This window comes from Alistipes sp. UBA1686 (assembly GCF_002320215.1).
Classification (GTDB): domain Bacteria; phylum Bacteroidota; class Bacteroidia; order Bacteroidales; family Rikenellaceae; genus Alistipes; species Alistipes onderdonkii.
In genome coordinates this window covers 57,209-69,642 of the sequence record NZ_DCKA01000009.1, presented here as the reverse complement: position 1 = coordinate 69,642, position 12,434 = coordinate 57,209, and the positions used below count along the sequence as shown (strand labels likewise).

Genomic DNA, 12,434 nt, shown 5'->3' with positions numbered 1-12,434 from the left:
ACACAAACTACAATAGCGATGAAAAAGATATTGATAATAGCCAGCCTCGCCCTTTGCTGTTCCCTTTTGGCGAGCTGCGAAGACTTCCTCGACACCAAGAAATACGGAGCCAAGACGGACTGGGAGACCCAGGAAGACGTAGAGAAAGCACTCGTCGCCCTCTTCTCCTTCAACACGAACGACTCCGAGGGCGTCACCGGCCGCGGCATCACGTGGTTCGAATGCTGCAGCGACGACATGACCGTAGGCCGCCCCCAGGGCGAAGCCGAAGACATCCGCAACTTCCGCATGTCGCCCAGCAACGGCCGCGACGTGAAGAACAACTGGAAGATCATGTACGAGGTCAACGCCAAGGCCAACAACATCATCAAGGTCGTCCCGACGATGAACCTCGACAACGCGTTCAAGACCAAAGCCACCGGCACCGCCTATTTCTTCCGCGGGTTCGCCATGCTGTGGCTCTCGCCCTACTACGGTGACAACGGCCCCAACGGCGGCATTCCGATCATCCTCGACACGACGGAGCCCGCAGCCATGGACAGCCCGCGCCCGGCCTCCGTATTGCAGAACTACGACCAGATCATCAGCGACCTGCGCGAAGCCGGCGAACGCCTGCCCCTCTTCTCGCAGCTCGCACCCCAAGAGTACGGCATGCCCCACAAGGCCGCAGCCTGGGCCTTCGCCGCACGCGCAGCCCTCTATGCCGCACAGTTCGACGCCAAATACTACGACACGGTCATCGAAATGTGCGACAAGGTGATGGGACTCACCGGCGCCGACAAGCGCGAACTGTTCGACGACGGCACGGACAAGGCCTTCGCCAACCTCTGGCGCAAGCAGCAGAATTTCGGCAGCGAATATATCTTCTCGCTGCTGGGCAGCGCGGTCGACGGCCCGAAATTCCACGGCATGTCCTTCCAGAACGGCGGCTGGGGTCTGTATAACCACTGGGGTTATTTCCAGCCCACCCTTTCCCTGTGGAACGCATTCGAATCGGGCGACACCCGCCGCGACGCGACGATCATCTACCCCGGGCAGACGATCCGCTTCATGGGCCGGGACATCGTATTCGGCAGCAGCTCCTATTCGATCTCCTCGGATACGGGCATGTCGTTCCGCAAATTCCTCTCCCCGTGGGAAGAGGCCGACTGCAAAGGCAAGGAGGTGAATTCCAACGGCGACAACGCCAGCAACACGCTCGGCACCTGCCTCATCCGCTTCGCCGACGTCCTGCTGATGAAAGCCGAGGCGCTGATCTGGAAGAACGGCGAAGGCGACGCCGAAGCCAAACAACTGCTTAACCGCATCCGCAAACGCGCCCGTCTCCCGGAGAACAGCCCGGCGACCAAAGCCGAGCTCAAGAACCAGCGCCGCTGCGAACTGGCGTTCGAGTTCATGCCGAGCCGCCACCTGGACATGGTTCGCTGGGGCGACGCCAAGGAGACCTACGCCAAACCCACGCAGCGTGTGAACTCGCACTGGGATTACGACCTGCAGCAGGTGGTCATCGACGCGCCGAGCAACTATGACAACGGGCGCACGTTCGATCCCGTCATCAACCAGGTTTTCCCGATCCCCGTAACGGCATTCAACGGCACGGTGAACCTGACCCAGAACCAAGGTTATTAGTAAACAACCAAGATCATTACCGAATATGAAACTGTTGAAACATATCATCCGTGCAGGTGCCTTATGCGGCCTGCTCCTTACGACGGCTGCGGCGAAGGCGCAAACCGTACAACTGAAAGTACTGGACTGGAACGTGCTGTCGTTCGAAATGACGGACAAGTCCAACCAGATCGACTTCATCGTCGACGAGTACGTCGACCTGATCAAGGCCCAGAATCCCGATATCGTCTGCATCAACGAGCTCGAGACCGGCACCAGCCGTATGGGCAAGGAGAAACTGACCGAACTGGCGTCCCGCCTGGACATGTACCCCTACTTCATCATGTCCTATCCCAAGGACGTAGGGTTCTACGGCAACGGCATCCTCTCGAAATACCCGATCGTAAGTTCCTTCTCCGCATTGCATCCCTACAAACATGCCAAAGGCGAGGGCAACTACCAGTGGAATACAGGCTATGAATATTATCTGTATGGTTATGACCAACGAAGTATGGGCTACATCGACATTCTGGTACCGACCTCCGATTCGGACGGACAGATCGTGCGCATTATCTGTACGCATTTCGACCATTGCGGAATAGATCAGGTCATCCAACAGCAGGAACAAAATGTTGTAACACAAGCCGGGCTGAACAATCCCGAATACCCGACAATCCTGATGGGAGACTTGAACGTCGTATGGGGAACAAACGTGCTTCCTGAATTCAGAAATTTAGGCGACCACATCGGGGTGTCTTGGGTAGACCACATCTTTGCTTTCCCCAAAGGTCGATGGACGGGCCACGATTTCAAATCCCATTCCTGCCCTGCCGCCAATGGCAAGGCATCGCTCTCCGACCATGACCCGATCACAGCCACCTTGGTACTTAAATAGCAGTTCGTCGAATTCACAAAAGTCGAAAATATGAAAAACATACAAAAATATCTCGCAGCACTGCTCGCGCTCGCCATGGCAGCCCCGGTATTTACCGGTTGTTCGGACGATTACGAGTATTCGCTCAGTTCGGTGGTCGCCAAGCCGTCCGACAAGTTCAACGCCAGGATCCAGTTCGTCAGCCGCCTGAGCGACGGGGCGCTGATTACGGGCGATGCCGACTACACGGCTCTCAACAACTATATGGTCAACACGCTCAAAAGCCGCGAAGAGGCATGGCTCACGGTCTTCGACCGTTCGGACAACGCCAACCTGGACAAGGTGATGCAGATCTCGATCAACACCTACCGCTGGACGGCCTTCGCCTTCAACGGGCTGACCAACAGGACGACCTACAAGGGCAGCACGCTTTTCTTCAACCAGCCGACCCGCTCGGTCAAGGCCACGGCCTGCGGCAAAGGCTGCTACGTCACGGGCTTCTCCCCGCTGATGGAAGGTACGCGCACCGACAAGGATGAAAACGGCACCGTGACCGGCACCGTGGACATCGCCTACGACATCAATTTCCGCACGGTACGCTTCGAAACGAACGAGCAGATCAACGCCTTCGGCGGTGAAAACGGCGTCATGAACACGCTCAAGCGCGAAAATATGAACATGCTGATGATCGGCACGGTCAAGAACGACCTGCTCGGAGCGCTCGAATCGGCAGTACAGAATACGGACGGTTCATTCAAGGTCTACAACGTCGCGTCCGGAAGCGCGTATACGATCTTCATGCTCGCCGAAGAACGCTTCTGGGGCTTTACGGATGTTGCCCCGATATCGGTCGGAAACGGCATCGAGGCCTATACGATAAACGTCATGTGGTAAAGGTTGGTTTAATTTAGTTGGAAGGAGGATGCGGCTTCGGGGCCGCATCCTCTTTTTATGCACGGGAAACCGCCGCGGCTGGCGGCGATTCCGGGATTATTTCGTACTTTTGCAGCGGAAACCAGATACGGAATGAAAAAGATCAACGTCATAACGCTCGGTTGTTCGAAGAACACGGTCGACAGCGAGCACCTGATGGCACGGCTCGCGGCGGCAGGCTACGAAGTCCTTTTCGACAGCGACCGCACGGACGCCAAGGTCGTAGTCATCAACACCTGCGGGTTCATCGGCGACGCCAAACAGGAGTCGGTCGACATGATCCTGCGCGCGGCGGCCGCGAAAAACGCCGGCAAGATCGAGCGGCTGTTCGTCATCGGCTGCCTCTCGGAACGCTATGCCGACTCCCTGCGCGCCGAACTCCCCGAAGTGGACGGGTTTTTCGGCGCCCGCACATGGGATGGCATCGCCCGGGCGCTGGGAGCCGCCGAAGACCCGGCCCTGGCCACCGAACGGCACCTCTCGACGCCCAGGCACTATGCCTACCTGAAAATCTCGGAGGGTTGCAACTGGAAATGCGGCTACTGCGCCATCCCGCTCATCCGCGGCGGGCACGTTTCCGTGCCGATGGAGGAGCTGGAGGAGGAGGCGCGCAAACTCGCGGCCGGAGGCGTGAAGGAACTGATCGTCATTGCGCAGGACACGACCTACTACGGGCTCGACCTCTACGGGAAGCGCCGCCTGGCCGAACTGCTGCGCCGCCTTTGCCGCATCGACGGCATCGAGTGGATACGCCTCCACTACGCCTATCCCACGGCATTCCCCGACGAGGTGATCGAAGCCATGGCATCCGAGCCCAAGATCTGCAAATACCTCGACATCCCGTTCCAGCACATCTCCGACGCACAGCTCTCGGCCATGCACCGCCGCCACACCAAGGCCGAAGCCTATGCGCTGGTCGAAAAATTGCGGGGGGCGATCCCCGACCTGGCCCTGCGCACGACGCTGCTGGTCGGCTATCCCGGTGAAACGGAAGCGGATTTCACGGAACTGGAACAGTTCGTACGGGACGTACGGTTCGAACGCCTCGGGGTTTTCGCCTATTCCGAGGAGGAGGGAACCTACTCGGCACGCGAACTGGCGGACAACGTCCCGGAGGAGGTCAAACAGCAGCGCGTGGAACGCATCATGACGCTCCAGAACGACATCGCCCGCGAAAACAACCTGCGCCGCGTAGGCCGCACGGAACGGGTTCTGATCGATTCGCGGCAGGGCGACTACTATGTCGGACGGACGCAATACGACTCGCCCGAAGTCGACCAGGAAATCCTGATCCCGGCTGCGGAACGGCGTCTTCTGCGGGGGCATTTCTACGAAATACGGATCGACGGCGCCGCCGATTACGACCTTTACGGAAAGGCCGTCAGGAAATAAAATTTGTTTTTTAGCGTTCCTTTTCATACCTTTGAAATGTAAATCGGACTTTACCCGAGACCCAATGGCCGAAAAAAGCGTGATAACGAATATCGAAGCCCGTATCCGGCAACTCATCGATGACCACAAAAGGTTGTCGGAATCGTGTGCGGAACTGACGGCGCAGCGCGACAACCTGAAAGCCGAAAACAGGACTTTGCAGGAGCGCATCCGCGAACTCGACGGCGAATTGTCACGCATGCAACTGACGGAGGGACTGGCGGGTGAAAGCCGCAACCGGGAGAAAGCGCGGGCGCGCGTCAACCGTCTTATGCGGGAGGTTGACAAATGCATCGCACTGCTCGGAAGGCCCGAATAACGAGAAGGGACGGCGAACCGGCAGTAACGCCGCAACCAGCACCCGGGCCGCAGACGAATAAGAGGCAGCAAGATAAACGAAACAAAAAAACGACATGGCACAACAGGCGATAACCCTCAAGATAGCCGGGAAAAGCTATTCGCTCAACATCGAAAGCGAAAAGGAGGAGGTATACCGTCTTGCCGAACGGGAGGTGAACAACTACCTCGCGGCGATAAAACAGAACAACTTCAAGAACTGGACGGGTCAGGACTACCTGTCGATGGCCGCACTGAAATTCGCCATTGCAAACGTCGACATGCGGCAAAGCCGCGAACTGGGCGACGAAGACCTGAAACATCTGGGGCGACTCGGCGAAGAGCTCGACGCCTACCTCAACACCCTGCAACGGTGAGTGAGGGCCAGGCACGGGATTTGCCCGGGCAAACCGTAAAAAACGAGGTTCTTTAACATACGAAGGAAAAATCTACCCGCATAGATTCCTTACAGCTTTGCGAAACTGAACACTTTTTAAATTGGGGCAACTCAAGGCGCTTCAAAATCAGGCCTTGACCCTTCGGGGTGTATGCTACGGCGTACCGTTGGAAGATTGCGATTGTCGGAGCCCCCACACATGACTTATCTGCAGATTCGTCAAACAAGACTAAGGAATCCTATGCGGTTTTTTTATGCACTACAACAAACCCTATAATAACAAATTCAAAACAGCAACAAAAACATGTATACCACCATTTTGGTTGCCTGCATCTCTGCCGTGGCCGCCGTCGGAATCTACGCGGTCGTCACGAACCTCGTAGCCAAGACCTCGATCCGCAAGCGGCGCGAAGCCGCCCTGAAAGAGGCCGAGGCCGAAGGGGAGATGATTAAAAAGGAGAAAATCCTCCAGGCAAAAGAGAAGTTCATACAGCTGAAAAGCGAATACGACCGCCAGGTCAACGAACGCAACCAGAAGATCGCCCAGAGCGAACAGCGCGCCAAACAGATCGAGGGCAACCTGCAGAACCAGCAGCGCGAGCTGGAGAACAAACTCCGCGAGAACGAGCGCTTGAAGGAGCAGATGCAGAACCAGCTGCAAATCCTCGAGCACAAGAAGGAGGAAGTAGACCAGATGATGCGCGAGCAGAACATGCGGCTGGAACAAATCTCGGGCATGAGCTCGGAGGATGCCAAGAACATCCTCATCGAGAACATGAAGGCCGAGGCCAAGACCGAGGCAGCTTCCTATGTGAACGAAACCATCGAGGAAGCGAAGATGACCGCCACGAAGGAGGCCAAGCGGATTATCGTGGCTTCGATCCAGCGCGTGGCCACGGAGACGGCCATCGAGAATGCCGTGACGGTCTTCAACATCGAAAGCGACGAGGTCAAAGGCCGCATCATCGGCCGCGAGGGCCGCAACATCCGGGCACTGGAGGCAGCGACCGGCATCGAGATCATCGTAGACGACACCCCCGAAGCCATCATCCTCAGCGGTTTCGACCCTGTCCGCCGCGAGATCGCCCGCCTGGCGCTCCACCAGTTGGTAACCGACGGCCGCATCCACCCGGCACGCATCGAGGAGGTCGTAGCCAAAGTACAGAAACAGATCGAAGAGGAGATCGTCGAAGTCGGAAAACGCACCACGATCGACCTCGGCATCCACGGGCTGCACCCCGAGCTGATCCGCATGATCGGCAAAATGAAATACCGTTCGTCCTACGGCCAGAACCTCCTGCAGCACGCCCGTGAAACGGCCAATCTCGCGGGTATCATGGCCGCCGAGCTGGGGCTGAACCCCAAGACGGCACGCCGCGCAGGCCTGCTCCACGACATCGGCAAGGTACCCGACGACGAACCGGAACTGCCGCACGCAATCATCGGCATGAAACTCGCCGAGAAATACAAGGAGAAACCCGAAGTATGCAATGCCATCGGCGCCCATCACGACGAAGTGGAGATGACTTCGCTGATCGCACCGATCATCCAGGTCTGCGACGCCATATCGGGTGCGCGCCCCGGCGCCCGCCGCGAGGTGGTCGAAAGCTACATCAAGCGCCTGAAGGAGATGGAGGACATCGCCCTCTCGTACCCCGGCGTCGTAAAGACCTATGCGATCCAGGCCGGCCGCGAACTGCGCGTGATCGTCGGTGCAGACAAACTCACCGACCAGGAGTCGGAAGGGCTGTCGCACGATATCGCCAAGAAAATCCAGGACGAGATGACCTATCCCGGCCAGGTGAAGATCACCGTCATCCGCGAAACCCGCGCCGTATCGTACGCGAAATAAGAACCCCGCCCGTAGGACAGGCTGCACACGGCCTGCCTGCCGCAAATTTATCACAGGTAAAAATCCCTCCGCAAAACGGAGGGATTTTTTTATCTACGGCTCTCTTACCGGTAAGCTCCGGCACACAACGACAGCTTATCCGCGACAGAATCCACACACAATCGCCCGATTCCCGCCACGGGAAGGGCCATAAGCCTCTCACCCGCCGGAGGGGGGGGGCAGCCAGCGGGATTATTTCCAGCTGTTACGCTTCCTGAAATCGGACGGAGTGACGCCCTCCTTATGCTTAAAAAAAGTAGAAAACTGCCCGGTATTCACGAACTTCAAGGCATAGGCGATATCCGATATATTTATATCCGTCCCCGTCAGCATCTCTTTGGCCTTCAGGAGCCGCTGTTGCAACTGGTACTGCGCGGGGGATATCCCGGTGTACTCCTTGAATGTCTTGCGGAACCACGAATAGCTGACCCCCAGTTCCCGGGCGATCGCCTCGACATCGCGGGGGTTATCCACATCCTTCATCAGCTCCCGCGCGGCATTGACTTTCTCGAGGATGAACGTATTGGCATAGGAGTTATTCCGCTCCTTGTAATAGATGGAGCCCAGGATGTGCAGCACGATACTCGACATCATCTGCTGGCACCCCGCCTTTTCGACCGACGCCAACTGCAGGATCTCCTCATAGAGACTCACGATCCCCGAACTTATCCCGATATTATGCAACGGCTGCTCGCGCACTAAAAAGCGGTTCGCTACCCTGTCGTCGATATAGGCACCCTTGAAACCTACCCAGTACTCGTCCCAGCCGGTCTCATCGTCGGGATGGTAGCTATGCCACTCCCCGGGAAACAACGAGATCACCGTCCCGGCCTTCACAGGCGCCTCGGGACAGGACTGCGAGGCGAAATACCCGGAACCCTTGGTGATATAGACCAACTGGTATTCGTTCAGTATCCGTCCGCCGCGGGGCATGAAAGAGTAGTTGTCCGGATGGGCCGACAACGGATACTTCGTCCCCGGCGGAATAAACTGGTACCCGATCGTCGTGACGACAACGCCCCATTTCTCGTCCTTATCCCCGATCGTCAGGTAACATAACTTGTCACGCTCCTGCTTCATGTCAGATTTGATAGGTTGGAAATCATTTTTCATAAGCAAATATAACTTTTTTCCGCATAATATGCAGATTTTAACACAATAAGATTTTCCGGGAGCGATTATTTCATTCCGGAAGCGTCTCCCCCCCCCGAGGCCGGGCTCCCAATCCCCACATCCGGCAACAACAGCCCCAGTCGCGCCGCAATCCGCCCCGCTACCAGTCTCCAAAGCCTCTTCACATCGTTCCGGTTATCCCGCACGGCATAAATCTGTATTGCTGCAACCAGCCTCCGACAAGGCGGCATATACCGATCCGGAAACATCGGGAGACACCTATACATACTTCAAAAAAAGCCCTTCTGCTGCCATATGGAACGGCTTGCGAGGGGATAATTATGAAATCTGATACCGAAATATTAAAAAATGAGAAGAATCGGACTTCCCCCGCGGAGGATTCTTAAAAATGCCCTGGGTTTTATACACGGGACACAATAACGTACTACAAATGCTCAAATTCGTACCTAACGGGGGGGGGAAATCCTCTATATTTGAATTGCAATTTTAACGTGTTGAAAGATACTTTTAACAAATCATAAACCTAAAAACAACCTAAAATCGTATAAGCCTATGCCAAAATGACTCCTTTCCCCTGAGGTTTCTATTATATATACGTACGAATCGTGCATATGGGGGAATTTCATTTTCAATCATCATTCATCTACTATGGACAAAACCAACCAATCTTTATGAAGAAAAATTTATCCATTTTTATGACAGCCGGAAGCTGGTTGCAGCGGGCGCTTGCGTTGTTTTTGTGCGTTGCTGCCCTCGAAGCTGTCCAGGCGGCACCCCAAGACACCAAAAGAACGATCACGGGTACGGTCGTCGACCAGAACAACCTGCCCGTCGTGGGAGCCACAGTCATGATTTCAAACTCGGCTAACGGTACCGCGACCGATTCCAACGGCCAGTTCACCCTTTCGGGTGTAACCGACAACGACGAACTGCAGATTTCGTTCCTCGGCTACAAAACCGTAACGATGCAGGTAGGCACGCGCACCGCCATTGCGGCAACGCTCGAAGAAGATTCGGGCTATCTGGATGAAGTCGTAGTCGTAGGTTACGGCACGACGACGCGGCGCCACATCATCTCGGCCGTTTCGACCGTGAAGTCGGAGGCAATCGAGAATCGCCCGGTAGCCAACATCCAGCAGGCACTGCAGGGTGCAGCAGCCAACCTGATCATCCAGACCAAGAATTTCAACCCGACGGACAACCAGATGAACATCTCGATCCGCGGTGTGAACACCATGGGTAACAACACCCCGCTGGTAGTCATCGACGGCGTTCCCCAGCCGGACGCAGGCCGTATGAACGACCTCAACCCGAACGACATAGAGTCGATCAACATCCTGAAGGACGCCGGTTCGGCCGCCATCTACGGTGCACGTTCCTCGAACGGCGTCATCCTGATCACGACCAAGAACGGCCGCAAGGAGATGGCTCCGCAGATCCGGTTCAGCGCCAAAGTCGGTATCGAGAACCCCGACATCCTCTACAAGGCCGTTCCGACCTACCGCAACGCGATCCTGCGTAACGAGGCCCTGAGCAACGTCGGCCGCGAACCGCTCTTCACGGCTGCCGAAATCCAGGATTTCTACAACCACGGGGACTGCGAGGCTGCCGTAGAGCAGGCCATGCAGAACGCGCTCCAGCAGAACTACAACGTAAGCGTCACGGGCGGTACGAAGACCACCACCTACATGCTTTCGGCCAGTTACTTCGACCAGGAGTCCAACTACGTGGGCCCCGATTACGGCGTAAAGCGCTATAACCTGCGTTCGAACCTGACGACCGAATTCGGCCGGCTGAAACTGGGCGCCAACGTCGGTTTCACCCGTTCGGAGATCAATTCCCCGTCGGATGCCAACGAAGGCTTCCTCTTCGCCGACCTCATCCGTTTCCCGAACTACTACTTCAACCGCCACGAGGAGAACGGAATCTTCTTCGGCAACAACTATAAGTACGGCGGCTATTCCGTATCGCCGCTGGCCGGCCTTATGGGCGGTGGCATCAACAAAAACGACCACGAATACCTCACCGGTACCTTTACGGCCGATTTCGAGATCATCAAAGGCCTGAAAGCCCGTGCCGTCCTTGGCGGTGAAGTCCGCCACGAGCACCGTTTCACCTCCCACAAGACCTACCAGTATGTGGTGGACAACGGCGCCGAACACTCGGATATCTCGACCGCTTCGACCGGCGGCAACACCAAGCGCGAAGCCGACGACTGGACGAAGAAAGTCACGTTCGTCACCGCACAGCTGATGCTGGATTATAACCGCACGTTCAAGGAGAAGCACAATGTAACCGGACTGTTCGGTTGGTCGGACGAATCGGAGATCGGCTATGACATCACGGCCGCCCGCCAGGGTATGAACAGCATCGACCAGCCGGGTGACGGCTCGATCGCTACGGAAGGCACCAAACTGTCGTCCCAGAGCAAATACCGCCGTGCATTGCAGTCGTTCTTCGGTCGCGCCGGATACTCCTACGACGACCGCTACTATTTCGAATTCACCGCCCGTTACGATATGTCTTCGAAGTTCCTCAAGGAGCGCAACGGAGCCTTCTTCCCCTCGGTATCGCTGGGCTGGCGCATGTCGCAGGAGAATTTCATGCAGACCTACCGCGACCGTGTCGGTGACCTGAAACTCCGTGCTTCGTACGGTCTGAACGGTAACCAGCAGGATGTGGGCGATTACGATTTCATGACCACCTACGGCACCTGGGCCAACGCCTACGGTTTCAACGGTGTCCCGGTTCAGGGTCTGATGTTCACCATGGGTAACGAACTGCTGACGTGGGAGACCGCCAAGACTTTCAACATCGGTGTGGATGCGACGTTCTTCAAGAATACCCTGAGCGTCAACTTCGACTACTTCTACAAGCGTACGGAAGATATTCTTCTCTCCCCGATCGTCCCCGGAACCTTCGGTGCCTCGATCGCCAAGGAGAACCGCGGTATCCTCGACAACCAGGGCTGGGAGCTTACCATCAACTATAACCTCTCTCGCGGCGACTGGAAGCACAACTTCTCGCTCAACCTCGCCGACTCGCAGAACGAGGTCGTCCGCTACGGAACCCCGGCTATCAGAACTTCCGACAGCGCCGGCACCATCATCATGGAGGGCCTTCCGATCAATGCGCTCTACGGCTGGAAAACGAACGGTTTCTTCCAGAACTACGATGAAATCCAGGATGCAGCCCTGCCGACCGGCATCGACCGTTCGCAGCTCCGTCCGGGCGACGTGCGCTATGTCGACCTGAACGGCGACGGCAAGATCGACGAAAACGACCGCACCTACCTGGGTTACGCCTTCCCGCGCTATACCTACGGTTTCACCTACAATGTCAAATGGAAGGGCATCGACTTCAGCATCATGCTCCAGGGCGTGCTGAAGCGTGAGAACCCGGTTCGCGGCGAGCTCGTGCAGCCGTTCCACGGCGATTATTCGATGACCATGTTCGACCACCAGCTCGACTACTGGTCGCCGCAGAACCGCGACGCACGCTGGCCGCGCCTGGCAGTATCGGGCTCGGTAAGCGATACGAACAACTGGGGGCACACCGGTTCGGATATGATGCTGCTCGAAGGTGCCTACATGCGTATCAAGAACATCCAGCTGGGTTACACCCTTCCCAAGAAGTGGACGAAGAAATTCGGCTGCGAAGCACTGCGCATCTATTTCGACACCCAGAACCCGCTGACTTGGACTAAAAACGGGTTCGTAGACCCCGAGACCACGTCGTTCGGCAACAACATGAGCGGCGGAGCGGACAACTCTGTGCGCAACTACCCGACCCTGCGTTACTTCGGTGGAGGTATCGACTTGACTTTCTAA

At 56.6% G+C, this 12,434-nt stretch carries 9 protein-coding genes; 8 read left to right on the top strand and 1 reads right to left on the bottom strand.

The features are described 5' to 3' along the window. Nucleotides 1-18: 18 nt before the first annotated feature. From B3C38_RS02565 to rny, 7 genes are all read left to right on the top strand, one after another. Nucleotides 19-1,629 (top strand): RagB/SusD family nutrient uptake outer membrane protein, encoded by a 1,611-nt coding sequence (locus B3C38_RS02565; RefSeq protein WP_286725066.1) that lies wholly within the window; start codon nucleotides 19-21, stop codon nucleotides 1,627-1,629. Nucleotides 1,630-1,654: 25 nt separating this feature from the next. Continuing rightward, on the top strand, nucleotides 1,655-2,503 hold the full coding sequence (locus B3C38_RS02560) for an endonuclease/exonuclease/phosphatase family protein (protein ID WP_286725065.1): 849 nt from the start codon (nucleotides 1,655-1,657) through the stop codon (nucleotides 2,501-2,503). Between the two features lie 30 nt (nucleotides 2,504-2,533). Beyond that, entirely contained in the window at nucleotides 2,534-3,376 is an 843-nt protein-coding gene (locus tag B3C38_RS02555; RefSeq protein ID WP_055211570.1) for a hypothetical protein, read from the top strand. Between the two features lie 132 nt (nucleotides 3,377-3,508). After that, nucleotides 3,509-4,807: a 30S ribosomal protein S12 methylthiotransferase RimO gene (rimO, locus tag B3C38_RS02550; protein WP_286725063.1), complete on the top strand. Its 1,299-nt coding sequence runs from the start codon at nucleotides 3,509-3,511 to the stop codon at nucleotides 4,805-4,807. 64 nt (nucleotides 4,808-4,871) lie between these two features. After that, on the top strand, nucleotides 4,872-5,165 hold the full coding sequence (locus B3C38_RS02545; protein WP_022333718.1) for a hypothetical protein: 294 nt from the start codon (nucleotides 4,872-4,874) through the stop codon (nucleotides 5,163-5,165). Between the two features lie 94 nt (nucleotides 5,166-5,259). Continuing rightward, entirely contained in the window at nucleotides 5,260-5,559 is a 300-nt protein-coding gene (locus B3C38_RS02540; protein ID WP_286725059.1) for a cell division protein ZapA, read from the top strand. A gap of 324 nt (nucleotides 5,560-5,883) precedes the next feature. Continuing rightward, a complete protein-coding gene (gene rny / locus B3C38_RS02535) occupies nucleotides 5,884-7,431 on the top strand; it encodes a ribonuclease Y (protein ID WP_018696740.1) in 1,548 nt (515 codons plus the stop codon). A gap of 231 nt (nucleotides 7,432-7,662) precedes the next feature. Here the strand turns inward: rny and B3C38_RS02530 are convergent, their stop codons facing one another. Then, a complete protein-coding gene (locus B3C38_RS02530) occupies nucleotides 7,663-8,583 on the bottom strand; it encodes an AraC family transcriptional regulator (protein WP_022333717.1) in 921 nt (306 codons plus the stop codon). A gap of 716 nt (nucleotides 8,584-9,299) precedes the next feature. On the opposite strand from B3C38_RS02530, the gene B3C38_RS02525 reads away from it, so the two are divergent. Beyond that, nucleotides 9,300-12,434: a SusC/RagA family TonB-linked outer membrane protein gene (locus B3C38_RS02525; protein WP_162508123.1), complete on the top strand. Its 3,135-nt coding sequence runs from the start codon at nucleotides 9,300-9,302 to the stop codon at nucleotides 12,432-12,434.

Bases quoted from the DNA above. Each gene is read 5' to 3' on its own strand.
- B3C38_RS02565 (WP_286725066.1), top strand. From the start codon at position 19: ATGAAAAAGATATTGATAATAGCCAGCCTCGCCCTTTGCTGTTCCCTT.
- B3C38_RS02560 (WP_286725065.1), top strand. From the start codon at position 1,655: ATGAAACTGTTGAAACATATCATCCGTGCAGGTGCCTTATGCGGCCTG.
- B3C38_RS02555 (WP_055211570.1), top strand. From the start codon at position 2,534: ATGAAAAACATACAAAAATATCTCGCAGCACTGCTCGCGCTCGCCATG.
- rimO (WP_286725063.1), top strand. From the start codon at position 3,509: ATGAAAAAGATCAACGTCATAACGCTCGGTTGTTCGAAGAACACGGTC.
- B3C38_RS02545 (WP_022333718.1), top strand. From the start codon at position 4,872: ATGGCCGAAAAAAGCGTGATAACGAATATCGAAGCCCGTATCCGGCAA.
- B3C38_RS02540 (WP_286725059.1), top strand. From the start codon at position 5,260: ATGGCACAACAGGCGATAACCCTCAAGATAGCCGGGAAAAGCTATTCG.
- rny (WP_018696740.1), top strand. From the start codon at position 5,884: ATGTATACCACCATTTTGGTTGCCTGCATCTCTGCCGTGGCCGCCGTC.
- B3C38_RS02530 (WP_022333717.1), bottom strand. From the start codon at position 8,583: ATGAAAAATGATTTCCAACCTATCAAATCTGACATGAAGCAGGAGCGT.
- B3C38_RS02525 (WP_162508123.1), top strand. From the start codon at position 9,300: ATGACAGCCGGAAGCTGGTTGCAGCGGGCGCTTGCGTTGTTTTTGTGC.